Annotated in this window: 21 protein-coding genes; 5 read left to right on the forward strand and 16 right to left on the reverse strand. The window is 64.8% G+C overall.

All coding sequences use genetic code 11. The annotated features are described in order from the left end of the window. Positions 1–435 precede the first annotated feature (435 nt). From FFS49_RS14135 to FFS49_RS14165, 7 genes are all read right to left on the reverse strand, one after another. Positions 436–1,212: an ABC transporter ATP-binding protein gene (locus tag FFS49_RS14135; protein WP_105817960.1), complete on the reverse strand. Its 777-nt coding sequence runs from the start codon at positions 1,210–1,212 to the stop codon at positions 436–438. After that, positions 1,209–2,123 carry an ABC transporter ATP-binding protein gene (locus tag FFS49_RS14140; protein ID WP_105817959.1) on the reverse strand — a complete coding sequence of 305 codons (915 nt, stop codon included), beginning with the start codon at positions 2,121–2,123 and terminating at the stop codon, positions 1,209–1,211. Before FFS49_RS14140 ends, FFS49_RS14135 begins: the two co-directional genes overlap by 4 nt. Position 2,124: 1 nt before the next feature. Continuing rightward, positions 2,125–3,039 carry a nickel transporter permease gene (gene nikC / locus FFS49_RS14145; RefSeq protein ID WP_039352908.1) on the reverse strand — a complete coding sequence of 305 codons (915 nt, stop codon included), beginning with the start codon at positions 3,037–3,039 and terminating at the stop codon, positions 2,125–2,127. A gap of 67 nt (positions 3,040–3,106) precedes the next feature. After that, entirely contained in the window at positions 3,107–4,177 is a 1,071-nt protein-coding gene (locus tag FFS49_RS14150) for an ABC transporter permease (RefSeq protein WP_039352911.1), read from the reverse strand. Between the two features lie 10 nt (positions 4,178–4,187). Then, positions 4,188–5,789, reverse strand: coding sequence for an ABC transporter substrate-binding protein (locus FFS49_RS14155; protein WP_039352914.1), 1,602 nt, complete (start codon positions 5,787–5,789; stop codon positions 4,188–4,190). A gap of 46 nt (positions 5,790–5,835) precedes the next feature. Beyond that, positions 5,836–6,399, reverse strand: a complete 564-nt coding sequence (ddpX, locus tag FFS49_RS14160; RefSeq protein ID WP_105818367.1) for a D-alanyl-D-alanine dipeptidase — start codon at positions 6,397–6,399, stop codon at positions 5,836–5,838. A 24-nt stretch (positions 6,400–6,423) separates the two neighbouring features. Continuing rightward, complete coding sequence (locus FFS49_RS14165) at positions 6,424–7,305, reverse strand: sap1 transcriptional regulator SapR (protein ID WP_046548068.1); 882 nt, start codon at positions 7,303–7,305, stop codon at positions 6,424–6,426. Positions 7,306–7,690: 385 nt separating this feature from the next. Here FFS49_RS14165 and FFS49_RS14170 point away from each other — a divergent pair, with 385 nt between their 5' ends. Together FFS49_RS14170 and FFS49_RS14175 are read left to right on the forward strand one after the other, a co-directional pair. Beyond that, the gene (locus FFS49_RS14170; RefSeq protein WP_105817958.1) at positions 7,691–8,947 is read left to right on the forward strand and encodes an oxalate decarboxylase family bicupin; all 1,257 of its coding nucleotides are present in this window, start codon (positions 7,691–7,693) and stop codon (positions 8,945–8,947) included. Between the two features lie 81 nt (positions 8,948–9,028). After that, entirely contained in the window at positions 9,029–10,336 is a 1,308-nt protein-coding gene (locus tag FFS49_RS14175) for an Nramp family divalent metal transporter (RefSeq protein WP_105817957.1), read from the forward strand. Between the two features lie 19 nt (positions 10,337–10,355). Here FFS49_RS14175 and FFS49_RS14180 read toward each other — a convergent pair whose 3' ends face one another. From FFS49_RS14180 to FFS49_RS14210, 7 genes are all read right to left on the reverse strand, one after another. Continuing rightward, positions 10,356–11,609, reverse strand: a complete 1,254-nt coding sequence (locus tag FFS49_RS14180) for a hypothetical protein (RefSeq protein WP_105817956.1) — start codon at positions 11,607–11,609, stop codon at positions 10,356–10,358. A 27-nt stretch (positions 11,610–11,636) separates the two neighbouring features. Then, on the reverse strand, positions 11,637–12,179 hold the full coding sequence (locus tag FFS49_RS14185) for a class I SAM-dependent methyltransferase (protein WP_039352928.1): 543 nt from the start codon (positions 12,177–12,179) through the stop codon (positions 11,637–11,639). A gap of 170 nt (positions 12,180–12,349) precedes the next feature. Next, on the reverse strand, positions 12,350–13,939 hold the full coding sequence (locus tag FFS49_RS14190; RefSeq protein ID WP_105817955.1) for an ABC transporter substrate-binding protein: 1,590 nt from the start codon (positions 13,937–13,939) through the stop codon (positions 12,350–12,352). A 136-nt stretch (positions 13,940–14,075) separates the two neighbouring features. Continuing rightward, on the reverse strand, positions 14,076–14,417 hold the full coding sequence (locus FFS49_RS14195) for a sugar ABC transporter ATPase (RefSeq protein WP_039352934.1): 342 nt from the start codon (positions 14,415–14,417) through the stop codon (positions 14,076–14,078). A 257-nt stretch (positions 14,418–14,674) separates the two neighbouring features. Then, entirely contained in the window at positions 14,675–15,004 is a 330-nt protein-coding gene (locus tag FFS49_RS14200) for a hypothetical protein (protein WP_047849789.1), read from the reverse strand. Between the two features lie 175 nt (positions 15,005–15,179). After that, complete coding sequence (locus tag FFS49_RS14205; RefSeq protein ID WP_105817954.1) at positions 15,180–16,739, reverse strand: DHA2 family efflux MFS transporter permease subunit; 1,560 nt, start codon at positions 16,737–16,739, stop codon at positions 15,180–15,182. 401 nt (positions 16,740–17,140) lie between these two features. Beyond that, a complete protein-coding gene (locus FFS49_RS14210) occupies positions 17,141–18,043 on the reverse strand; it encodes a LysR family transcriptional regulator (protein WP_105817953.1) in 903 nt (300 codons plus the stop codon). 145 nt (positions 18,044–18,188) lie between these two features. Here FFS49_RS14210 and FFS49_RS14215 point away from each other — a divergent pair, with 145 nt between their 5' ends. After that, positions 18,189–20,219 (forward strand): FUSC family protein, encoded by a 2,031-nt coding sequence (locus FFS49_RS14215; protein WP_105817952.1) that lies wholly within the window; start codon positions 18,189–18,191, stop codon positions 20,217–20,219. Between the two features lie 146 nt (positions 20,220–20,365). Here FFS49_RS14215 and FFS49_RS14220 read toward each other — a convergent pair whose 3' ends face one another. Next, positions 20,366–21,613 (reverse strand): MFS transporter, encoded by a 1,248-nt coding sequence (locus tag FFS49_RS14220; RefSeq protein ID WP_171026763.1) that lies wholly within the window; start codon positions 21,611–21,613, stop codon positions 20,366–20,368. A gap of 702 nt (positions 21,614–22,315) precedes the next feature. On the opposite strand from FFS49_RS14220, the gene FFS49_RS14225 reads away from it, so the two are divergent. Both FFS49_RS14225 and FFS49_RS14230 read left to right on the forward strand, forming a co-directional pair. Then, positions 22,316–22,816 carry an asparaginase gene (locus FFS49_RS14225; RefSeq protein ID WP_137909890.1) on the forward strand — a complete coding sequence of 167 codons (501 nt, stop codon included), beginning with the start codon at positions 22,316–22,318 and terminating at the stop codon, positions 22,814–22,816. A gap of 27 nt (positions 22,817–22,843) precedes the next feature. Then, complete coding sequence (locus FFS49_RS14230; RefSeq protein WP_105817950.1) at positions 22,844–23,695, forward strand: hypothetical protein; 852 nt, start codon at positions 22,844–22,846, stop codon at positions 23,693–23,695. 1,173 nt (positions 23,696–24,868) lie between these two features. Here the strand turns inward: FFS49_RS14230 and FFS49_RS14235 are convergent. Next, positions 24,869–25,789 carry a bestrophin family ion channel gene (locus FFS49_RS14235; protein WP_105817949.1) on the reverse strand — a complete coding sequence of 307 codons (921 nt, stop codon included), beginning with the start codon at positions 25,787–25,789 and terminating at the stop codon, positions 24,869–24,871. Positions 25,790–25,797 lie beyond the last annotated feature (8 nt).

The raw sequence follows: 25,797 nt of genomic DNA on the forward strand, positions 1-25,797 counted from the left end.
CGTTGGAAAGCGCGTATTGAATTTAAATCTCTGAATGACGCGTTTCGGATTGAATTATGCGGATTTCGTAATGACTTTGTAATGTGACTGGTACGAATCGATTACGATTTCAGCTAGTACAAGTACTAAGTTTCTTGGTGCCGGAGACTGCATTCAGCGGGAAGGGGCGTGGGAGCTGGAGGGCGGGGCGTGCGCGCCTCGCCATCGAAAGCGGTCGAGGTGTCGATTTCGTCGGTCGCGCCATTCGATATGGGCGATCACCGCTGCGGGTCCGCTATTCGTCGGCGGTTATTCGTTATTCGAAGCGGATCGAAGCGGATCGAAGCGGGAATGGCCGGCCGGCGGAGGGGCCGGCGGCCGGCATGCCGCGTTGCGGTCGCGGCACGTCATGCGCCGTTTGCGCGTGCGAACGGTCGCGTTGTCGTCGGGCGCGTGTCAGGCCGCGGGCGCGCCCGCCACCGGGTCGAGACGGCGGTAGCCCTCGGTCGCGCGCAGCAGCGTGCGCGTGTAGTCGCGCGCCACCTGCCCGGCGCGTACGTTCTCGATCCGGAGCTGCTCGACGATTTCGCCATGCTGCATCACCGCGACCCGCTGGCACAGGAAGCCGATCACCGCGAGGTTGTGGCTGACGAGGATTATCGTCAGGTTGCGTTCGCGGTGCAGGCGGCGCAGCAGGTTCAGGATCTCGGCCTGCACCGACACGTCGAGCGCGGACGTCGGCTCGTCGAGCAGCAGCACGCGCGGCTCGACGATCAGCGCACGCGCGATCGCGACACGCTGGCGCTGGCCGCCCGACAGCTGGTGCGGGTAGCGGAAGCGGAACGCCGGGCCGAGCCCGACCTCGGACAGCGCGCGGGCGATGCGCGCATCGGTGTCGCCGATGCCGTGGATCGACAGCGGCTCGCGCAGCGTCTGGTCGACCGTGAAGCGCGGATGCAGCGATGCGTACGGATCCTGGAACACCATCTGCACGTGGCGGCGGAAGGCGCGATCGGGCGTGCCGCCTACCGGCCGGCCGTCGATCGACAGGCTGCCGGACGCGAGCGGCACGAGGCCCGTCAGCGCGCGCAGCAGCGTCGACTTGCCGGACCCCGATTCGCCGACGAGCCCGAACACCTCGCCGTCGCGCACGGCGAAGCTCGCATCGCGCACGGCGTCGACGTGACCCGTGCGGGTCGGGAAACGGATCGATGCGTGATCGACGTCGATCATCTTGCTGTCTCCTGTCGATCGGCCGGCGTGCCGGCATGCGACGCGGGTTCGAGCCACGCCGGATCGCGCCGCAGCACGGGCAGTTCGTCCGGCGGGTTCGCGAGCGGCGGGTTCGCTGCGAGCAGCCCGCGCGTATAGGGATGGGAAGCGTCGCGCAGGTCGCGCGCGGCGCAGGTTTCGACCACGCGGCCCGCATACATCACCGCGACGCGATCGCAGAACGACATCACGAGCGGCAGGTCGTGGCTGATGAACATCAGGCCCGTGCCGTGCCGCGCGATCATCGCGTCGAGCACCGCGAGCACCTGCATCGACACGGCGACGTCGAGCGCGGAAGTCGGTTCGTCGGCGATCAGCAGGCGCGGGCCGGTCGACACCATCATCGCGATCATCACGCGCTGGCCCATGCCGCCCGACAGCTCGTGCGGATACGCATCGGCGACGCGTGCGGGGTCACGGATCTGCACGGCCGCGAGCGCGTCGACGATCCGTTCGCGCAGCGCGCGGCCGCGCAGGCCCGGCTCGTGCAGCCGGAATGCCTCGCCCATCTGCTTCGCGACCGTCATCACAGGGTTCAGCGAATATTTCGGGTCCTGCAGGATCATGCCCATCTGGCTGCCGCACAGCCGCCGGCGTTCGCCCGGCGGCATCGCGAGCAGGTCGTGGCCCGCGAAGCGCATCGTGCGGGCCGACCAGCGCGCGGCGTCGGGCAGCAGGCCGAGCAGCGCGCGGCCCGTCAGCGATTTGCCGGAGCCCGATTCGCCGACGATGCCGAGCCGTTCGCCGGGGGCGAGCGTCAGCGACAGGTCGCGCACGGCGTCGGTGACGGTGCCGTCATGGCCGCGAAAGCCGACCTTCAGGCCGTCGATCTCGCAAAGCGGCGCGGACGAGGGGGCGGGATGCATCGGCATGTCACGCTCCATGGCGGGGATCGAAGACGTCGCGCAGCCCGTCGCCGAGCAGGTTGAACGCGAGGCTCACGAGCAGGATCGCGCAGCCGGGCAGCGTCGCGACCCACCACGCGTCGAGCAGCACGTTGCGGCCCGACGCGACCATGAAGCCCCATTCGGGGCTCGGCGGCTGCGCGCCGAGGCCGAGGAAGCCGAGGCCCGCGACGGTCAGGATGATGCCGGCCATGTCGAGTGTCGCGCGCACGATCACCGACGACATGCACAGCGGCACGATGTAACGCAGCAGGATGCGCGGGCCCGATGCGCCCTGCAGGCGCGCGGCGTGGATGAAGTCGGCCTGCGCGATGCGGATCGTCTCCGCGCGCGCGAGCCGCGCATAGGCGGGCCACGCGGTGATCGAGATCGCGACGACCGCGTTGATCACGCCCGGCCCGAGCGCGGCGGCGAACGCGAGTGCGAGCACGATCTTGGGGAACGCGAGCGCGATGTCGGTGATGCGCATCAGCACGCTGTCGACGAAGCCGCCGCAGTAGCCGGCCGTCGTGCCGATCAGGAGGCCGATCGGCACGACGATCACGACGACGAGGATGGCGATGCCGAGCGTGAGGCGCGAACCGGCGATCAACCGCGAAAGGATGTCGCGGCCGAGCTGGTCGGTGCCGAGCCAGTGCGACGGCGAGCCGGGTGGCAGCAGCCGGTCGGACAGCACCTGGCGCAGCGGATCGTGCGGCATGATCAGCGGGCCGACGATCGCGACGACGATCAGTGTGACCAGGATCGCGAGCCCGAACAGGTTGAGCGGGTTGGTGGCGAAACGACGCCAGCGTCGGTACGCGAGGCCGAGCGCGGCCTGCGAGCGCGATGCGGGCGCGTCGGACAGCAGCCACGCGCGCAGCGTGAGGCGCTCGGCGTTCATGATCGGAGGACCTTCGGCATGGGCGACGAAAGAAGCGGAGTGGAGGCGGTCATGTCGAGTCGGCGCCTCAGCGCGCACGCGGATCGAACACGCGGTACAGCGCGTCGGTCAGCAGGTTGACGGTGATGAACATCGCGCCGATCACGAGCGTCGCGCCGAGCACCGCGTTCATGTCGGCGTTCAGCAGCGCGCCGGTCAGGTACGAGCCGAGCCCGGGCCACGCGAACACGATCTCGGTCAGCACCGAGCCTTCGAGCAGGTTGCTGTACGTGAGCGCGATCACGGTGAGCAGCGGCACCATGATGTTGCCGAACGCATGCCGCCAGATCACGCGCCGTTCCGACAAGCCCTTCGCGCGCGCGGTGACGATGTATTCCTGGCTCAGCTGGTCGAGCATGAACGAGCGCGTCATCCGGCTCAGGTACGCGACCGAGTAGTAGCCGAGGATCGCGGCCGGCAGCGCGATGTGCGACACCGCGTTGCGGAACACGTCCCACTCACCCGCGAGCGCCGCGTCGATCAGCAGGCTGCCCGTGCGCGGGTCGACCATCCCGTCGTACACGGGATCGAGCCGGCCGGGGCCGCCGACCCAGTGCAGCCGCGCGTAGAACAGCAGCAGCCCCATCAGGCCGAGCCAGAACACCGGCACCGAATTGCCGATCAGCCCGACGAAGCGCGCGACGTGGTCGATCGGCCGGTTGTGCTTCACGGCCGCCGCGACGCCGAGCGGCACGCCGATCGCGATGCCGATCAGCGTCGCGATCGTCGCCAGTTCGAGCGTGGCCGGGAACACGCGCTTGATGTCGTCGAGCACGGGGTTCGCGGTCAGCAGCGACATGCCGAGATTGCCGTGCAGCACGTCGCGCGCATAGATCAGGAATTGCGTGACGAGCGGCTTGTCGAGGCCGAGCGCGATGCGTTCGGCCGCGTACGCCTCGGCCGACGCGCGATCGCCGAGGATCGCGAGCACGGGATCGATCGGCACCTTGCGGCCGATCACGAACGTCAGCGCGAGCAGCCCCGCGAACGTGACGGCGAGCGTGAGCGCCCAGCGCAGCACGCGCAGGGCCCAGCGCACGGCCGGGCGCCGCGCGGGCAGCGTGCGCAGTGCTTCGAGGGAGGAGGCGGGAGTCGACATGCGGCGAATCTTATTGCTTCTTCAGGTTGCGGTACGACACGAGATCGTTGATCGGCCCGACTTCGAGCCCGCTCACGCCGGGCCGCGTCGCGACCTGCGCGACTTTCTCGAACATGATCACGAACGGCGAGCGCGCGAGCATGTCCTTCTGCATCGCCTGGTACCGTTGCGCGCGTTTCGCGGCGGTCGGTTCGGCGAGCGCCGTGTCGGTTTCCTTCGTCAGTTGCGGGATGTCCCAGCTGTTGCGCCAGGCCAGCATTTTATAGCTCGACTTGTCGGAATTGTCCGGATTCCACGCAAAACCCTGCGCGTTGCTGTGCGGATCGATGTAGTCGGCCGACCATTCGCCGATGTAGATGTCGTGCTGGCGCGCGCGGTATTTCGCGAGCGTCTGCTTGTTGTCGCCGGGGATCAGCTGCACCTTGATGCCGGCTTGCGCGAAGTTCGCCTGCACGGCCTGCGCGATTTCGGTGTACGGATAATCGTTGCGCACGTCCATCGTCACCGAAAAGCCGTTCGGCACGCCGGCCTTCGCGAGCAGCGCCTTCGCCTTCGCGACGTCGAGCTTGTACGGGTTCGCGTTCAGCGTGCCGAGGAAGCCTTCGGGCAGGAAGGTCTGGTGGACCTTGTAGGTCGTCTTCACCACGTTGCCCTGGATGCCCGCATAGTCGACCAACCACTTCAGCGCTTCCTGCACGTCCGGTTTCGCGAGCGTCGGGTTCTTCGTGTTCAGGCCGAGATACAGCAGCGTCGCCTGCGGCGAGGCCGACACCTTCGCCTTGCCGGATTTCACGACCGACGCCAGATCGTCGGGGCTCAGGTCGCGCGCCGCGTCGACATCGCCGTTTTCCAGCAGCAGGCGCTGGCTCGCGGCTTCGGGCACGTGGCGCAGCACGATGCGCTTCATCGCGAGCGGCAGACGGTAGCCATCGAAGCGCTGCAGCACGACGCTGTCGCCGGCCGTCCATTTCACGAGCTTGTAGCCGCCGGAGCCGGCTTCGTTGGTCTTCAGCCACGCGTTGCCGAAATCGTTGCCCTGCTGGTGCGACAGCAGCAGCTTCTTGTCGACCACCGATGCGGGCCACGAGCCGAGCACGTTCAGCACGAAGGTCGGTGCGTATTTCTGGTCGGTCGTGACCGATACCGTCAGGTCGTCGAGCTTCTTCACGTTGGCGACGACGTTCGCCTTCGTGAGCCCGATGCCGGTCAGCACGGCAGCCGGGCCCTTGTCGAGCAGCACCGCGCGCTGGATCGACCAGGCGACGTCGTCGGCCGTCAGCGGGTTGCCCGAGTGGAACTTGAGGCCGGGGCGCAGCTTGAACGTATAGGTCAGCCCGTCGGTGCTCACCGTCCACGATTGCGCGACGTCGCCGTTGAATTTCGACGGGTCGCGCAGGTCGACGCGCACGAGCCGGTCATACGTGTTCGCGACGTACTCCTCCGGCACCAGTTCGTAGATCTCGCCCGGGTCCAGCGTCGTGAACTCGTCGAGCAGCGTGGCCATCACGAACATGTCCTTCGGCGTTTCTGCACGCGCGGCGGAAAGCGGAACGGCGGCGAGAACGGACGCGGCGGCCAGCGCCGCGACGAGCCGGGATGTCAGGAAATTCATGGTCGCTCCATCGGTTGTCGAACGTGAACGGGAAGGGGGACGTGCATCACATCAGGTGCCACGGGCCGCTGTCGGCATTGTCGATCTGCGGCAGCGCGCGTGAGCCCGGCAATTCGTAGTGCCACCATTCGCTGTCGATGTGCGCGAAGCCGGCGGCGTGCATCACGCCGAGCAGCAGCAGGCGATTGCGCTGCACGGCTTGCGGCAGCCCCGCGTGGAAGTGGCCGGAGGCGGCGACCATCTCGTCGAAGCCGGTGCCCATGTCGAGCGGTTCGCCGTCCGCGCCGACGAGCGTCAGGTCGAGCGCGGTGCCGCGGCTGTGATTCGAGCCGCGGCCGAGATCGGCGATGAAATTCGGATCGGGCAGGCAATCCCACAGCACCTGCTGCGCCTGCGGCGGCCGGTACGCGTCGTAGATGCGCAGCGTGAAGCCGGCTTGGGCCGCGATGTCCACCGCGCGGCGCAGTGCGGCTTCGGCCGGCGCCAGCAGCAGGCAGTGCGCGTGGCGGTAGATCGGCTTGCCGGTCAGGTTGCGGTCGGTCGCGTAGACGAGATCGATGTCGACGCGATGCGTGGCAGGCGTGATTTCAACGAGGCGGTGAGCGTTCATCGGCGGTTCGGAAGGCACTCGCATTCAGGATTCGAATTGATCGAACGTGTGCTGCAGTTCGCGGTTGCGCGCGATGCGCCGGTCGATCGCCGGGCCGAGACGGTCGACCACGGCCGTGATCAGCAGGTTGAACAGGCAGGTGAGCGGCGCGAGCGAATCCCAGAACTGGCCGACGTCGGTCTTCACCTGCAACAGGTCGGCCGGCCAGTCGCGCGCCCACGGGCACGAGAGATCGGTGACCAGCGCGAACGGCTGCCCGCGCTCGGCGGCCGCCTGGCAATAGCGGCGCGCACTGCGCGAATACGCGCGCGTATCGGTGACGATGCAGTACGGCCGCTCGAATTCCGAGTTCAGCGAATCGACGTACGAGCCCGACTGACCATCGGAATAGAACACGCGCGGGCGCAGGTACTCGAGGTAGCTGCTGAACGCGTTGCTGATCCCGCGCGTCGACTGGATGCCGAGGATGAACACGGCGTCCGCATGCGCGATCCGGTCGGCCACCTGCGCGAACACGGGGCCTTCGGCGAGCCGGTACACGTGGCGGATCGCATCCAGCTCGCGCTCGAGCGACGACGCGAGCGGGCCTGCACTGTCGTTGCCGCCGGCTCCGGCCGGTGGCGTCCCGGAGATGCGACGGTATTCGTCGAGCCGGTCCGTGATCATCCACGGGCGGTCGCCGCCGCCGCGCAACTCGCGCTTCAGGTCGTCGAGGTTGCGGTAGCCGACGCTGCGCAGGAACCGCCCGACCGAGATGCCGCTGGTGCCGGCCTGCTGCGCGATCTGGTCGGCCGTCTCGAGCCCGAGCCGGTCGAGGTTCGCGAGCATGTAGCTCGCGATGCGCTTGGCGGTCGGCGTCAGCTCGGCATAGCGGGATTCGACGGTACGGGCAAACGCGCAGGTCATCGGCTGTTAGATCGTTGTCGTCTGGTGATCGAATGTCATCCATCTAACAAAGCCAAAATCATTCGCGCCAGCGGATAAAAACTATGGTGTGAGGGTAGGTGATAGGGTCGAAAGGGTGATCGGCGGATGGGAGGGGCAGGCGGGGCAATTATTCCTGTCAGGCATAAACGCAAAATATGCCTGACAGGAATAATTGGCGGGCTGGCAATCATTACAAAATTAAAGTGAATCAGATTTACTCATTAATTCAGGTTAATAATTCATTTAAGTTTTAACGGGAATTGTATTTAACTTGCGTCACGGGATGTTCGATTTTCGATAATCCGAAAAACGGCATGTGTTCCGTAATGGAAATTCGCTCAATCTCAGGAATGAAGAGGAAACCATGACGAATCTTTCTCGACGCAAGATGCTGGCGGGAACGGCCGGCGCCATTGCCGCCGCGGGTATCGCGGTATCGGCCAAGGCTGCCTCGTTCGGCAATCCGGACCGCCCGCTGGAAGGCGCGGTGAATGCGCGCAACCGCCAGAGCCTGACCGACCCGGGGCCCAAAAATCCGGCAATCGCCAATCAATTCCCGTCCTTTCAGGATCCGCCGGCTACCGATATCAACGGGATGCCATTATTCTGGGCGTCATTCAATAATGCGCATAAACGTATTCAAAATGGCGGATGGGCACGTGAAGTCACGCAGGACGATTTTGCGATTTCCGAAACCATATCCGGCGTCAACATGCGCCTCACCCGCGGCGGCATTCGCGAGATGCACTGGCACCAGCAGGCCGAGTGGGCCATCATGCTCGACGGCCGCTGCCGGATCACGGTGCTCGACGAACTCGGCCGGCCGTCGGTGCAGGACGTGAAGACCGGCGATCTCTGGTATTTCCCGCCCGGCCTGCCGCATTCGCTGCAGGGCATCGGCACCGACGGCGCCGAATTCCTGCTCGCGTTCGATAACGGCCGCGCGTCCGAATTCAACACGCTGCTGCTGACCGACTGGATCGCGCACACGCCGCCCGACGTGCTCGCACTCAACTTCGGCGTACCGGCCGACGCGTTCAGGAACATTCCGCTCGACAACCTGTGGATCTTCCAGGGCGACGAACCGGGCCCGCTCGCGGAGGCGCAGCGCGCATCGGCATCGTCGGCCGGGGCGCCGCCGCATCCGTTCATCTTCTCGCTCGGCGACATGAAGCCGGTCAGGAAGACCCGCGGCGGCGAAGTGAGGATCGCGGACAGCACGAACTTCAACGTGTCGACCACGGTCGCGGCGGCGCTCGTCACCGTGCATCCGGGCGGCATGCGCGAGCTGCACTGGCATCCGAACGCGGACGAATGGCAGTACTACCTGCAGGGCGACGCACGGATGACCGTGTTCGACACGGGGCCGAAGGCGCAGACGGCCGACTTCCGTGCGGGCGACGTCGGCTACGTGAAGAAGAGCCTCGGGCACTACGTGCAGAACACCGGCAGCACCGACCTGGTGTTCCTCGAGATTTTCAAGACCGACCGCTATGCGGAAGTGTCGCTGTCCGACTGGCTCGCGCATACGCCGCCGCAGCTCGTCGAAGCACACCTGAACGTCGCGCCGGACGTGATCGCGCAGTTTCCGCGCAACCGTCCCGACGTCGTGCCGCTGTAACGCCGCCGTGGCCGGCAGGCGGCATGCCGGCCACGACGCCCGAACTTCAGGAAGCCTTCCTCATTCGAACGGAACCTCACCATGATTCCCGTCACGAGCAAACCTGCCGGCGGTTTCGCGCTGCCGGACCTGCCCACCGGGCACACCGACGGCGCGGCGCGCGCCGCGCTGGAAGGGCGCCGCACCGGCGTCGCCGCGCTGCTGCCGTTCGTCGGCCCGGCCGTGATCGCGTCGATCGGCTACATGGATCCCGGCAACTTCGCGACCAACATCCAGGCCGGCGCCGCGTACGGCTACCGGCTGCTGTGGGTCGTGCTGGCCGCGAACGCGATCGCGATGCTGTTCCAGGCGATGTCGGCGAAGCTCGGCATCGTGACCGGCCGCAATCTCGCGGAGCTGTGCCGCGACCGCTTTCCCGCGCCGGTCGTGTGGGGCATGTGGGTCGCGTCCGAGATCGCCGCGATGGCGACCGACCTCGCCGAATTCCTCGGCGGCGCGCTCGCATTCGGGCTGTTGTGCCACCTGTCGCTGTTCACGGGGATGATCGCGACGGCGCTCGCGACCGGCGCGATCCTCGCGCTCGAAAAGCGCGGCTTCCGGCCGCTGGAAGCCGCGATCGCGGCGCTGGTCGGCGTGATCGGCGCGTGCTATCTCGGTGAGCTGCTGATCGCGCCGCAAGATTGGCATGCGGCCGCGTTTCACCTGGTCGTCCCGCAGATTCCGGATCATGCGGCGCTGACGATCGCGGTGGGGATCATCGGCGCGACGATCATGCCGCACACGCTGTATCTGCATTCGGGTCTCACGCAGGATCGCAACGCGCCGCGCGACGATGCGGAGCGGCGGCGGCTCGTGCGTTTCTCGAACCGCGAGGTCGTCGTCGCGCTCGGGCTGGCCGGGTTCGTAAATCTCGCGATGGTGATGATGGCGTCGTCGGCGTTTCACGCGAGCGCGCCGGGCATGACCGACATCGGCGACGCGTATCACACGCTGATCCCGGTACTCGGGCCGGCGGCCGGCGCGCTGTTTCTCGTCGCGCTGCTGACGTCGGGCGTGTCGAGTTCGGTGGTGGGCACGATGGCCGGGCAGGTCGTGATGCAGGGCTTCATCCACCGCCGCATGCCGGTCTGGGTGCGGCGCGCGGTGACGGTCGTGCCCGCATTCGCGGTGGTCGCGCTCGGCTGCGACGTCACGCGCGCGATGGTCGTGAGCCAGGTCGTGCTGAGCTTCGTGCTGCCGCTGCCGATGATCGCGCTGCTGTTGCTGTCGGCGCGCGCGGACGTGATGGGTGCCTATGCGATGCGACTGCCGATGCGGATCGTCGCCGGTGCGGCGACGGTCGTGATCGTCGGGTTGAATGCGTACCTGGTGTGGGCGGCCTTCAATTGAACGGCCGCGGGCCGGCAGCCTACTGCTGCATGTCCGGCGCCTCGCGCAGCCGCCAGATCACGTTGCACTGCTGGCCGCCGAGGCTCGTCGAGCGCAGCGTGATGACAGTGCCGGCCACGACCTGATACCAGAAGTGCGCCATCAGTTCGGTGCCCTTGCGCTGGGGCTGCCCGTCGACCAGCACTTCGCACAGCAGCGGCGACGGCGAGCCGGATGGATGCGTGACGTAGATGTTCAGCCGCGCGATGTCGCGGGTCGCGGTGAGCACGATTTCGTGGTTCCCGCTGCCGATCAGCATCGTGCCGCCGGGTTCGTCGATCGCCTGCAGGTAGGCGCCGGTGCTTTCCTCGATCGCCGCAGCCGCGACGGTCAGCCCGGCCGAGCGCACGTAGCCGGTCGTCGCGATGCGCGCGGCAACCGCGTCGGATTGCACCGGCGTGCCGTCCGACAGCGCGAACGGGATGCCGTCGCGCAGCGCGGCGTCGGTGTGGTTCGCGTAGTAGCGCCACCGGTCGAGGAAGCGGATATCGCCGGTCATGTGCAGCGCGCGGATCGGCTCGCCGTGATACCGGAGCGTCGTCGTGCCGGTGCTTGCGTCGAACGCTTCGTGAATGCCGTACTTGCTGACGAAGTTCTGGACCGGATCGAGCAGTGCCGTTTCACCCTGTGCGCTCCACAGGTGCAGGAAGGTCGTATCGATTCCGAAGCATTCCTGGAAATCGGTGCCGATGCGCGCGATGCAGTCGCGCAGGTGGCCGGCGTAGCGGGTCCAGGCATCGGCGGTCCCGGCCACGAGCCCGGCCTGCAACGCGCCGCCGTGGCGCGCGGAGACTTCGTCGACGACGAGACGCCAGTGATGGTCGCGCCGCTCGCCGATCAGCGGCGTGACGACGAACGTGCAGAACAGAGGGTCGGGGCACGCGTGGATCCGGTCGTCGCCGATCTGCGAGAACAGGTCGAACCCCGGCGCGCAGAACCAGATGTCAGCGTCGTACAGCGCGAGCTTGCGGATTTGCGGGTTGCGGGCGCAATACTCGGCGGCCTCGATGAAGCGCCCGACCGGCAGCGCATACGTGCCCGATGCCTCGATCACGTCGACCGACTGGCTCGCCAGGATCTGCCGCTTGCGTTCGGAGAGGCCGTAGCCGATCACCGCGATCCGGCCGTCGTAGCCGGTGTGCCGCAGCGACAGCAGGAACGGCACGAGCATTTCGTACCAGGCGCGGTTGTTGTCGTTGATCGCCACGCAGACCGCGTGCTCGCTCGAATGCATGTTCGTTCCCCGGTGTGCGTGCCCGACTCAGTAGCCGACGTGGCGCTCGCAGACGACCGCGCCGCAGCCGCGGCTGTCGTGATACGTAATATGAAACTGCTTGTTGTCCCACAGCCACTGGAACACGGCCTGGTACACGCCGGCCGTGGTCATGTCGTGCAGCACGATCTTCTTGCGTGCCAGCGGGCCGAAGCGGTTCAGTTCGGCGAGCGTCTGCTCGTACGTATGCGTGGTGTCGATGAACAGCAGGTCGGATGCCAGCGGCTCCATCGCCAGATCGTCGGCGATCCTGAATTCGAAGTCGACCGACAGTTCCTTCGCGGCCTGCTCCAGCTCGTGCCGGATGCGGAAGTGCTCGTCGGAGATGTCGACCGACACGAGGCGCTTCGGTTGCGCGAGCATGAAGGCCGTCGTGGTGAGCCCGGTAAACACGCCGAGCTCGAGGATGGTGTCGCACCCGATCGCCGTTTCCGTATAGAAGTCGAAGCGGGAAGGGCTGTCGCCGAGCCAGCCGATCGGTTCGATCTTGTACTGCAGGAACTCCAGTCTCAGTTGTTGTAGCGTGCGCATCCTGTTTTCCTTCGCGAAGCGACTTCGGTGGTGGGTGCCATCGCCGGGACCCGCCGGCCCTCGCGGCGCCGGCCATTGTAGATCGCCGGCCGTCGCCCGGCATAGCGCCGGCGCGTCGGTCGCGGCGATTACCCGCGCGCCGGCAGGGCCGTTCGCGCGGGCAGCCCCGATTACTTCGCGAGCGTGCGGTATGACACGAGGTCGTTGATCGGCCCGATTTCCGGCCCCGTCACGCCGGGGCGCGTCGCGACCTGCACGACCTTCTCGAACATGATGATGAACGGCGAATTCGCGAGCACGGCCTTCTGCAGCGCTTCGTAACGCTGTGCGCGCTTCGCGGGCGACGGCTCGACGAGTGCGGCCTCGGTGTCCTTCGTCAGTTGCGGAATGTCCCAGCTGTTGCGCCACGCGAGCATCTTCGTCGGCGACTGGTCGGAGTTGTCCGGATTCCACGCGAAGCCGCGCGCATTGCTGTTCGGGTCCATGTAGTCGGGCGACCACTCGCCGACGAAGATGTCATGCTGGCGCGCGCGATACTTGCCGATCGCCTGCTTCGCATCGCCCGGAATCAGCTTCACGCGGATGCCGCCCTGCGCGAAGTTCGCCTGCAGCGCCTGCGCGATCTCGAGGTACGGATAGTCGTTCGGCATGTCCATCGTCACGTCGAAGCCGTTCGGCAAGCCGGCCTTGGCGAGCAGCGCTTTCGCCTTCGCGACGTCCTGCTTGTACGGCCGCGCGTTCGACGTGCCGAGGAAGCCCTCGGGCAGGAAGGTTTCATGCACCTTGTAGGTCGTGCTGACGATGTTGCGCTGGATGCCGTCGTAGTCGACGAGCCATTTCATGGCCTGCTGCACCTCGGGTTTCGCGAGGTTCGGATTCTTCGTGTTCAGGCTCAGGTACAGGAGCGCGGACACCGGCCACGTCGTGACCTTGATCTTGCCGGCTTTCGTCAGCGCGGCGAGGCTGTCGGGGCTCAGGTTGCGCGCGGCGTCGGCGTCGCCGTTCTCCAGCAGCAGCCGTTGCGCGGATGCTTCGGGCACGTGGCGCAGCACGACGCGCTTCATCGGGTACGGCGTGCGGTATTTCTCGAAGCGCTGCAGCACGATGGTCTCGTTGGGCGTCCACTTGACGAGCTGGTACGGGCCCGAGCCCGCGTCGTTGGTCCGCAGCCACGCGCTGCCTAGATCGTTGCCTTGCTGATGCGACAGCAGCAGCTTCTTGTCGAAGACCGATGCCGGGCACGCGCTCAGCACGTTGAGCACGAAGCTCGGTGCGTACTTGCGGTCGGTTTCGAGCACGACGGTCTGCGGATCGACCACGCGCACCTTCTGCATCACGTTTGCTTTCGTGAGGCCAAGATCGGCGAGCACGCCGGCCGGCCCCTTGTCGAGCAGGATGGTGCGCTGCAGCGACCACGCGACGTCGTCGGCGGTCACCGGGTTGCCGGAGTGGAACGTGAGGCCGGGGCGCAGCTTGAACGTATAGGTCACGCCGTCCGCGCCGACCGTCCACGATTGCGCGATCTGCCCGTCGAAGCGCGTCGGGTCCTTCAGGTCGACGCGCACCAGGCGTTCGTAGGTGTTCGCGACGTATTCGGACGGCACCAGCTCGTAGATCCCGCTCGGGTCGAGGGTCGTGAATTCGCCGAGCTGCGTGGCGACGACGAAGATGCCGGGCGGCGTGGCCGCCTGCGCCGGCAATGCCGGAACAAGCGCGACGAGCGTGGCGCTGACGAACAGGCGGGACAGCAGGTGCTTCATGCGGGCTCCGTTGAAAGGGAATCGTGGGTGCGATTCTCTCATCGACGGCTGCCCGGATGAAAATATTCGGCGTGCGCGCCGGCGGGGTGGCGCGCAGCCGCGAGCCGGGCGGGCGCCCGGCATCGGCAGGTTCGAATCAGATCGCGCAGCGCGCGATCGCGAAGCGCATCGCTTCCTCGGCCGGCTCGTTGCCCGAGCCGCGCACGACCTTGATGACCGAACCGTTGCCCGACGGCGTCAGCGTGACGAAGTACGAGTTCGAGCCGATGGCGATGTCGGTCACGCCGTTGTGCTGCGATTGCTCGGTGCCCGACAGGCGGCTGTCGAGGCAGTTGGCGACCGCGTAGGCCGGACGTTGCGACGACACGTAGATCATCGGCGCTGCGCCGGAGGCGGACGCGGAGCCCGAGTCGGACGAGGGCGCGGAACCGCAGGCGGCGAGCAGGGCGGCGGGAAGGAGCAGCAGGAATCGTTTCATGATGGGTCGTCGGGTGTCTCGTATCGAGGCTGGGGCGCGGGGTAGGCGAAACGCGAAGCTTCGCGACGAAACCGCCCGGAATCGGGCCGTTTTTGACGGACGACGATGCGACAGGCGGCTGACGACGGAGTATACCCGCAGCGTTTGACGGCGCTGGGGCGTTGAAACGATTCGATACACAACAAGCACCCGCTGCCGCATCGCGGCAGCGGGCGTTTCAGGTGACGGCGAATGGGCACTTGCCGGTGTTGTCGATCTTATTGGCCGATCTGGTGGCTGACCGCATTTTCCTGCTGGTTCAGCACGTGCTTTTCGCTCTTCGTGATGTGGCTGTGATCCTGCGCAGCCATGTCCCGCTCTTCCCGGCGGATCTTGCGGTCGTCACGATGCAGGCGCGCGGCCTCGGCGTGCGACATTTCACCTTCCTTCACTTCGTGATGGATTCGGCGATTCTGGTTGGCGAGGCGCTGGTTGACCTCTTCGCGGCGCGGATGCGCCTGTTGCCACGGCGTGTCGGCGAACGCGGTACCGGTCAGCACCGACATCAGGGTGGCGGCAATCGCAAGATGGCGGGCAAGGGTTCGCATGGTGTTTTCTCCTGTCGTTGCGCGTCCGGATCACGGGCGCTTGTCCAAAGGACGCGGAGCGGGCACCGGCTGTTGACGTTTCGGCCTGTATCGATTGCAAGTCTTTATTACGTCGGCACGTTGCGGCGCGGGCCCCGACGCGTGCGGTACGGGGCCCGGCCGTCGCACATGCGGATCAATGCGCGCCGGCTGCCGCCGCATCGGCATCGCCGCCGCCCGAGCGCGCCGGTTTCGTGATCCAGATCAGCGGAATGATCGCGACGAAGATGATCGCCGACACGTAGAAGATGTCGTTCAACCCCATCACGGCCGCCTGCGAATCGACCGAGGCGTTGAAGAACGCGAGTGCCGAATCGGGGCCGAGGTGCAGCAGCGAACGCGTCGTGTCGACGTGCAGAGCGAAAGTCGGGTTGGTGACGCTCGCCTGTTCGGTGAGCCGCACGTGATGCAGGATCGTGCGGTCGTTCCATGCGTTGCTGATCAGTGACGTGCCCACCGCGCCGCAGAACGTACGGCCGAAATTCGACAGGCCGGCGGCGGCCGGGATCTTCTCCGGCGGCAGCCCGGACAGGATGATCGACGTCAGCGGCACGAAGAACATCGCCATCGGAATGCCCTGCAGCAGCGTCGGCAGTACGAGATCCCAGCGCGACACGTCGGTGTAGAAGGTCGTGCGCATCATGAACACGACCGCGAAGCCGACGAACGCGAGCGTCGCGATGTAGCGCGGATCGGTGCGCGGCAGCAGGCGCCCCATGACCGGCGTGAGCAGGATCGCGAACACGCCGAGAGGCGCCGTGGCGAGCCCGGAATCGACCGCGCGGTAGCCGAGATAGCCCTGCATCCACTGCGGCAGCAGCACCAGCGTGCCGAAGAACATCCCGTACGCAACCGAGATCGCGATCGTGCCGCCCGCGAAATTGCGCTGCGTGAACAGGCGCAGATCGACGATCGGATTGGCTTCGTAGATCTCCCACACGAGGAAGAACGCGAAGCCGATCAGCGCGACGACGCCGAGCGCGACCACGACGGGCGAGTTGAACCAGTCGAGATCCTTGCCCTTGTCGAGCATGATCTGCAGCGAGGCGACCCACAGTACGAGCAGCAACAGGCCGATCGTATCGATCGGCATGCGTTTCGTGGCCGATTCGCGGTCGCGGAACACGATCCACGTGACGGCGGCCGCGAAGAAGCCGACCGGGATGTTGATGTAGAAGATCCACGACCAGTTGTAGTCGTACGTGATCCAGCCGCCGAGCGACGGCCCCGCGATCGGGCCGACGAGCGCGGTCATCGACCACAGCGCCAGCGCGCTCGACGATTTTTGCCGCGGCCACGCGCCGAGCAGCAGCGCCTGCGACAGTGGCGCGAGCGGCCCGGCGACCGCGCCTTGCAGGATCCGTGCGGCGAGCAGCGTCGGCAGGTTCGGTGCGATCCCGCACAGCCACGACGCGAACACGAACAGCAGGATCGACGTGACGAACAGGCGCACCTGGCCGAAGCGCTGCGTGAGCCAGCCGGTCAACGGAATCGACACCGCGTTCGCTGCCGCGAAGATCGTGATCACCCACGTGCCTTCGTCGACCGACACGCCGAGGTCGCCCGAGATCGTCGGAATGGCGACGTTCGCGATCGACGAGTCGAGCACGTTCATGAACATCGCGAGCGATACCGCGATCGTGCCGATCGCGAGGCGGCCGCCCGATAACGGGGCTGAAGATGACGGAGAGGACATGGGTTTCCTGCGTAAGGAGCGTAAGGGGCGGAACGGATGCGACCCGTTGCGGCGGGCACGCGGCCGCGTACGCGCGTGCGAAAGCGACGCACGGACGGCGCGACTGCTGAACGGAAGGGAGCACGGCGCGCGCGACGCGGCCCGGCAGAGGGGGCCGACGCGTGCCACGTGCTGCTCGATCGAATGTACGAAGCCGTGGCGGCCTTCGGGAGGTGGAATGCTGCCGGTCAGGAAGGCGGGACGCGCGTGACGCGCCTGCGGGCAGCGCTCAGGCGGCTACCGTCGCGTGTGGAATGGTTTTGCATCGCGACAGGCTAACGATGTGGCGAGGCGCCATCAACACGGGCCGGCTCATTAATCGATTTCGCTTGCTGCAATAATCGGTGTGCGAACCGTGCCGGTTACGGTGCGGTGCGCCAATCGTCGAACACTTCCGCCAGGAATTCGACGAACGCGCGTACCTTGCTGTCGAGCGTCGCGCGCCGCGGATACAGCACGTGCAGCTCGACGTCGTCGGTCCGGTGCCAGTCGGGCAGCACGATTTCGAGTTCGTTCCGCTCGAGCCGCCGGGCCGTGTAGTGCGTCGAGACCAGCGCGATGCCGCTGCCGCTCGCGGCCTGGCGCAGTACCGTCACCGATTCGTTGGTGATCAGTACCGGCCGCACCGGCACGTCGGCCACTTCGCCGGCCGCATTGGTGAGCCGCAGCGTCAGGCCGGGCGCATCGCGACCGACGAGCAGCAGGTCGTGCTGCGCGAGGTCCTGCGGTGTGGCAGGCCGCCCGGCGCGGTCGAGATAGGCGGGGCTCGCGGCGAGCTTCGCCTGCGACCAGCCGAGCGAGCGCGCGATGTAGCTGGAGTCGGTCAGCACGCCCGCGCGCAGCGCCACGTCGAAGCCGTGTTCGACGAGATCGAGCGGGTTGTTGTCGTAGATCAGCACGAGCTGGACCAGCGGGTAGCGCCGGCGAAACTCCGCGAGCGCCGGCTCCAGTTCGAACAGGCCGATCGAATAGGGCACCAGCACGCGCAGCATGCCCTCCGGCGCCGTGCGCAGCGCACGGGCCTGACGGTCGGCGTCGAGCAGGATGTCCTCGGCGCGCAGGCAGCGCTCGTAGTAGTCGCGTCCGGCCTCGGTGACGGAGACGCGGCGCGTGGTGCGGTACAGCAGCTGGACGCCGAGGTCGTCCTCGAGCTGCTTGACCTTGCGGCTCACGCGGCTGAGCGGCATGTCGAGATGCGTGGCGGCGGCGGTGAAGTTGCCGCGCTCGACCACGCGCAGGAATATCCGGATGCTTTCGAAGTCCATACGAGGTGCTTCAGTGTTCGACCTGCGCGCATCTTACCTGCGCCGGCCGAATCGCTTCGTGCGGCGGCGATTATCCTGCCCGGTGCAATAACGCATCCTGCCCGCGCCTCTTAGTGGCGGCGGCGCGCCCCCGTATGCTCGCCGCATGAAATTCGCCTTGCCTTCTCTGCCGCCGCTCGCAGCCGTTCGCACCGCGCTGCGCGACGCCCGGCCCACGCTGCCGCCCGGCGCCCTCGGCTTCGCGTTGCGCAACACCGCCGCGTCGCTCCTCGCGCTCTACATCGCGTTCCGGATGAATCTCGACGACCCGAAATGGGCCGCGTCGACGGTGTGGATCGTCGCGCAGGGCAGCCGCGGGATGGGCTTGTCGAAGAGTCAGTACCGGATTCTCGGCACCGCAATCGGCGCGGCCGTCGCGCTCGTGCTGACCGGGGCTTTCGCGCAGACGCCCGAACTGTTCCTGCCGGCGCTCGCCGCGTGGATCGGCCTGTGCGCGGGCGTCGCGACCTTCCTGCGCAATTTCCGCGCGTATGCGGCGGTGCTCGCGGGCTATACGGCGGCGATCATCGCGATGGATGCCGTCTCCGCGCCGCTGCACGCATTCGACATCGCGACCGCGCGCTTCCTGTACGTGGTGGTCGGCATCCTGTGCGCCGCCGCATTCGAGACGGTATTCGCGCCCGGTTCGCCGCTGGCCGATGTCCGCACGCGGCTCGCGCGCTATCTCGACCGCGCGGCGGCCGTCGGCGCGGGCGCGCTGCGCCGCGAGCCGAACGGCGCGGCCGTGCACCGGCTGTTCGCCGATGCGCTCGAACTCGATACGGCGGCCGAGTATGCGGCCGCCGGTGCGCCCCCGGTGCGCAACGCGATCGGGCATCTGCGCGCAGCGGTGCTGGGCGTGCTTTCCGCGCAAGCCGCGGGGCAGGCGCTGCACGAGCACGCGGCACGCAGCGGCGGCACGCCGGACCCGCTGGTCGCCGATGCCGCGCAGGTGCTCGACGGCATGGCCGCGACGGGCGAAGCGGGCCCGGCGCTGATCGCATTGCGTGCGCGCGTGGACGACGCGGTGCGTGCCGAGGTCGCGGAGCCGGCCGGCTCGGACCCGGCGCGCCTGCTCACGCTCGACCGGCTGGCGGCGCTGCTTGCCGGGTTCGACGCTGCCTTTGCGGGCAAGGTGCAGCTGGACCGGCCGAATCCGCCGGCGTCGCGCGTGCGCTATGCGTTCCACCACGATCCGGTGCTCGCGTGGCACAACGGGATTCGCGCGTTCGTCGCGGTGCTGGTCGCGTCGGCGCTCTGGATTCTCACCGCGTGGCCGTCGGGCGCCGGGTTCGTGGCGATCACGGGCGTGGTCTGCGCGCTGTTCTCGACACGTCCGAACTCGGTGGGCGCCACCGTCGGCTTCCTGAAAGGCGCGGCCTGCGCGGCGGTCGCGGGTGCGCTGTGCAATTTCGTGCTGCTGCCGGCGGTGTCGGGCTTCGAGATGCTCGCGACCATTCTCGGTGTGTTCATGATCGGCACGGGCATCGCGATGCGCAATCCGCGCACCGCCGGCATCGGCAGCGGCTTCTCGATCTTCTTCTGGAATTTCACGTCGCCGGACAATACGGCGCGCATCGGCGACGCGGCCTTTCTCAATTCGGCGCTCGCCACGCTGCTCGGCATTGCGTTCGGGGCGCTGGTGTTCGCGCTCGTGTTTCCAGGCGATCCCGGCACGAGCCGGCGGCGCCTGCATCGCGCGGTGCGCGACGATCTGGTTCGCATCGCACGCAATCCACGGGCATGGCGGGCGAGTGCCTGGCTGAGCCGCACGGCCGACCGCCTCGGGCGCGAACTCGGTTTCGCTGGCCGTTTGTCACCCACGCTCATCGAGCGCGACCTGCGCGATCTGCTCGCGGCCTGGACGATCGGCGACAGCCTGCTGGCGTTGGCCGAACTGGCGACGCGAGAGCCGGCGGCGCGCCGGGCGGTCGCGTTGGTGCGGGGGCGGGCCGGGCGCGCGGATTTCGCGCGGCTGGCGCGGACCAGCGACGCGGCAGCCCGCGTGCTGTTGCGTCGCGTGACGGAGGTCGACAGCGACGACGGCCGCGCGCTGCTGCGTGGTGCGGTGTTGCTGAGGACGATCGCGGAGACGGCGGCCGCGCACGAGGGCTTCCTGCGAGGTCGTCAGGATTGACGGAGGGTTCGACGCGTGAGTCGGGGGAAATTCTCGGGAAGAATTCGCTCAATTGGCCAAGTTGGCTCGCATAGCTTTCTTTAAGTCGAGACGAAAATATTGACGAAGATCGTTTGCTACTTGTTGGGAGGGGAGGGGGCTATAGTTCACCAATGCTCTCCTTGCTCAAATAGTTCGCGATTAGTCGCTACGTAGTATGGAATCTTTCTATTTTCATCATTGAGCATCAGCCGGAGCGAACGCGAAAACATGATGCAAACGACGGCAATGATAAATGTTTCGCTGCCTTTGATAATGACTTCGTCAGGTGAGTATCTATTGAGGCCAAGTGTGGCGAGCCACAATCCGAGCGGGACTGCGGCCGTGCACAGGAAAAGCATTGTTGATTCCATCGTCGACCGATAACCAGCAGGGATGGAAATCGCGCGCTTCGAGTTCACTGTCACATTAAATGTAGTGAGTCCGATCCCAAGCATCATGTTAAATACGCAAAGCGCCCAGAAGTTTTCAGAAAATCCGCAGGCGAATGTGGTCAGGCCTATCAACGCAATGCTGCCGCAAGCGAGCGTATGTTCGGAAGAGACTTTCTGAAGTCTGGAGATTATCAAGCTGGACGATAATAAAACTCCAATTCCTAATGAAAGTTCGATGATGGCCAGGTCGAACATTGAAAATCCGCTGCGTAATAGTTTCGTCGGTAGGATCAGAGAAAAAAACGGGACAAAAAGTATGTTCGCGAAAAGGGATGCGATGGCGATGGCCCTTTCTGCCTTGATAAGGAAAACGCGCTTGACCCCAGATTGCAGCTCAATGAAAAACGAAAATCTGCTGGAGCGATCACCTTTCGGGAGCATTTGCGGGGAAAACGCTGAAAGAAACGCGAGGGAAAGCAATAGTCCGATGATTGCGGACACAGCGCTAAGAATAAGTGCCGCGTTTCCGCCGACGCGCCCGATTGCTAGTCCGGCTAATGTTGGCCCGAGTAGCAAATTAATGAAAAACATTGAAGATTTTAGCCGCATTCCCTTGTGAATATCAGCTTCTTGATCTGTTATCTCCGGAAGTAATGATGTGCCCAGTGGATAAAGGGCGGCAGTAGCTGAACTCGAGACGACACCGCTAAGCATCAATGAAATCAATAAGTGATAGTTTGTGTTGGCGGACTTGAAAATGTGTGCGGCCAATATGCTGATAATGCTTGCCAAAACTGAAAGCAGCGCCGCTATTGTCAGGATATGGCTTTTCTTGACTCGCTCCGCCATGACACCCCAAAACGGGAGAAGCACCAAGCTCGCAATCGAGGTGGCAAGTAGGATGGACCCAAGTGCACTTTGGTCAAAAAGCAGTTTTACAAAATGCCATGTGCAATATATTTGAAGCGTGCGGGAGGCCACGTTAAGCACTGCGTCCGCTGCGACATAGAGACATATCTGTTGCCAAGACGTGAGGCGCATATATCTCCCTATTTTTACTTTCTGCGTCGTCAGTTATTTCTTTAAGCGCGGCGGCGGTGTTGAAGGCATGTGTGCTACAGGTGAAAACGGCTCCAGGACTGTTTTATCGACAAGATCGGGGAGAGGTCGATTATTTAAGTGCAGCCATGTGCGCAATCGAGATGGTCGTGCCGCTTCAGTACCATTTTGTTTTTGATCTGCATTTTCAATTGCTCTTCAATGAATGGAGAAGTAAGGATTGCGCTAAAACGGTACAGTGACATTTTCATATCGCGAGTTAAGTCTTGGTTAAAAAATTTTGATCGTCAATCGCTTTGTTTAGAGTGTTTGCACTAAAATCAATGTGCGTTCTATGAATTAAGTGAAGTATTAGGTGCTATGAAGAGTGATTTCCAGGCGATCACCCATTCTGTAAGTTAATTTAATGTATCGAATGGGTTGTGTAATGTCTGCGTCGGTCGAACGCGTCCTGTTTTCCATTTTGTTATTGCGAGAACTCTGGCTTTCGCGAAGTCCTGATGGCCTGTACGCAGGAACTCGGTGTATCGTAGGCTCAGGCTCTATGGGGCGCTAGTGGCTTGGAAGGAGCGTCGGTCTGTGCCGGATAAATCGGTTTGCCGCCGGTCAGGAAACGACTCGCGTATGTCAGGTATCGCCATCGAGATTGCCGATGGCGACCTGTCGGCGCTTTACGCGATGGCTGTCGCTGTCTTAATGGAAGTGGGGCTCGCCGATGATGAAAACGCTCCAGGTCTGACTCGTTGGGACAATCCAAAACTACGCAATATCCGTGGGATTGAGGTGGGCCGGCTTGAAACAATTGTTCACCTGAGTCGATCGGCAGGTGACGGTGAGGTGCGGGAAGCGGCGTCGATCGGCAGCTTTTTGAAAGACATGCTCACCGACTACCGCCCCACAAAGCGTCCGACGTCGCCGAACTGCTCCCGCATCGGCTGGACACTCGCCATGCGTTCGAGAGGGCTCACATTGAAATCGTGCCAATTCGGTACACGGTTGGCGAAGGCTGGGGGAAGCAACATGCCACGTATTCCCCTAATGCGAAGCGACATGAAACCACGGATGATCCAATCACGTGGTCAGACGGATAACACTCGCGCCTTGTTTCGCCGGCGAGGGGTTTGATGTTCTGGGCGGCAGCGGGGGTATGTCATGAATTTTCTGGAAAAAGGGGTTGCGGCGAGTCCCGTTGGGCAGAGGGCTCACGTCGTTGAACATGTCGGGTCCGACAACCAGAAGCAGACGTACTACGCGGCGACGTCCATGTGGTTGAAGCTGGAGCAGCTTCAGATCGTGCAACAGCTCGTCGAGCCGCTGGACATGGGCAACCAGCCGACACTTTCCACCTCGCTACACGGCGTGGCGACTATCGAGGGGCAGGAGTTGTCGATCTTGGGCGACACGCAAGGTTCGACGCGCACGCTTCAGGTAGCTTTTGAGGCGCGCGACGTCACCACGGCCGACCGGCTTGGTCTGCGTGCGTTGGAAGACGAGCTGGGCACCTCGTTGTCCGACGTCGCGCTCGGCAGCGCCCGACTAGGCTTCAATCGTGCCGACGACGAAGTCGACGAGCCCGATCAATGGTGGCTCGCCTGCCATATTCCCGACGCCTGCCTGCAGGTGCTCGCGAAGGCAAGCTCGGATGGCCAGCTTGGCGCGGTAGAGTTGGGATTGACAATGCGGCATTTGTATTTGGCCGAACGAGCGACGGCTGCCCCCGTACGGCAGTCCCGACTTTTTCTCAAACCCGACGACAGCGACGACACGATCGAATGGCCGACTATTGCAACGGGCTATGTCACCGGCCTTCGGATCGACTTTGCGACAACATCATTGCGTGGCACCGAGCAGGGCGTAGACCAGAAAGACAATGATGCGACGAAACTCGTCGCGGATTCCATGGTTACGCTGGGCCTCAAGCTTGCCAACCTCAATGTCACGGTGAGATGGCTTGGCGCCCTCATCGTTGTATTGCTCTTCCTCGAATTTCTCGAGCGCCTCTGATCCAGTTACCGAAGGCATACCGACACCTTGCAAGCATGGAGAGGGAAAGATGCCTCCGTCAATTCGGCGGCGTACGCTTTGGCGTAGCTTTTTCTCTGTAGTCTTGTCAGGCCTGACGCAGGTACTGCTGCATCATTGGAGCGACGGGTGCAGGTGCTGCTGCGGGTTGCGTGCTCATGAGACCGGGAAAAGTTGCTTTGGCAGCCCGAGTTTACCGGCGGCCCAAGCGTACCTGCTCGGAGGTTTCCATCCGATCAGTTGTCGGCGAAGGCGAAAGGTAAACTCACCAGTCCTGCATGGAGCGAGACAACGCTTCAATTTGTCTTAATTAACTCTCGCCGCAATCGACACCTCTAAGTCGCAGAAGTCGACAAAGTTGGTCTAGTCGCATGTCGTTGTCCGAATTTCCGACCATATATTGCCCGTTGTTAAGCGCCGTTATTCCAGGTTCGAATGCGAATACTGGGGAGTCGCCGTTTCGGATTGATCCCTCGAGGAAATAACTAAAATCGCCTGAGCGATTTTCAAGAGAGTAAACACACTCGTACGAGCTGATCCAGGCAAGAAACGCGTTGGCGATACGATGAAGCTTCGGGTATTGGCGTCGTAGGGCCGCAGTGCGGAAATGGACTTCACCGACAGTCCACAATGCTCGGTGGGTTACTCGCGGCAGAATGACGGTCACAATCGGGGAGGTTTTAGGGTCGATCGAACCGTCCTCAGCGTATTGCAATGTTCCGGACTCCCTAAAATACAAGACTCGGCAACGCTCGGTCTCCACCTCGAGCGGTGGTTCGGCGAGCTGGCGAAACCACTGTATGACGGGTGACTCCCTCGCAGGGGCGTCAATGAAACGATACGTGATACCCACTTTTCACTTCCAATCAACGGGTTGCGGACGATCATAGCAAAGCTTTGTCAACGGAGACATCGCACGCGCAAACGGCCGCTCTCGGGGAGGTCGATCGATAGAAAGGGGACGGTAGAAGTGGGGTGGCAACGGTCCATCGCCAAAAGGGCGAGCGTAGGTCTTGGCGCAGGTTTGTGCGGGAAGCCTTGTCAGATAAGGCGCAGGTACTGCTGCATCATCAGCATGCGCTCCGCAGGACCTGGCCGTGGGTCAGCCGGTGTGGAAGCCGTCACAGGCGCCTCCGTCGAATTGAGTCGGCCGGATCAACTGAGCCGATAGGCCTTGCCCGGCGTCACTTCCGCCGGTAGCGGCTCGCGGTTCAGCTCGAGCAGCGTGCGCTCGATCTGCCGCGTCATTGCATCGAGGGCGAGATGATTCGGCCCGTCGCCGAACGGCTCGGCGATCGCATGCGCGATCGCGTCGAGCGCGATCAGCGTATAGGCGACGAACACACTGACGAACGGCGTTGCCGCGCCGATCGAATCGACGAGACCGAACGGCAGTAGCACACAGTACGCGTAGATGGTCCGGTGCAGCAGCACGTCGTATGAGAACGGGATCGGCGTGGACGCAATCCGCTCGCAGCCGCTCACCATCGCGACGAGATCGTCAAGGCGCGCGTCGAGCATCCACAGCCGCGTGTCGGAGAGGTGGCCCGCATCGGCGCGCGCGGCGAACGCTTCGCGCAGCGCGTGCACGATGACGACCGGGCGGAACCGCGACGCGGCGATGCGCGCGTAGGCCGCATCGTCGAGCAGCCCGCGCAGGTCGGCGGCCGGATCGGTGCCGCGCAGTTGATGCTTGAGTGCATACACGAACGCGACGACCGTGCGCACGAACGCGCGTCGCGACGCATCGTCACGGTCGATCGCACCATAGCAGAGCGCCTGCGACACCAGCGTGCGCGTGGCGGTCAGCACGCCGCCCCACAGTTGCCGGCCTTCGCGGTAGCGTTCGTAGCTCGCGTTGTTGCGAAACCCCGCGAAGATCGCGAGCGTGAGGCCGATCAGCGTGAACGGCGTCGGGTTCAGCGGCACCTTCTCGCCGAGCACCCGGCCGCCGCCCCATACCGCGACGAGGCTGATCGCGAGCGTCAGCACGAGTTGCGGCAGGATGGTCGGCAGCACCGAGCCGTTCCAGACGAGCAGCATCCGCAGCCAGTGCTCGCGCGGACGAACGATCATCGCCGCGC

Source organism: Burkholderia sp. 4NA327C6, from assembly GCF_005502655.1.
In the GTDB taxonomy this organism is placed as follows: Bacteria; Pseudomonadota; Gammaproteobacteria; order Burkholderiales; family Burkholderiaceae; genus Burkholderia; species Burkholderia contaminans.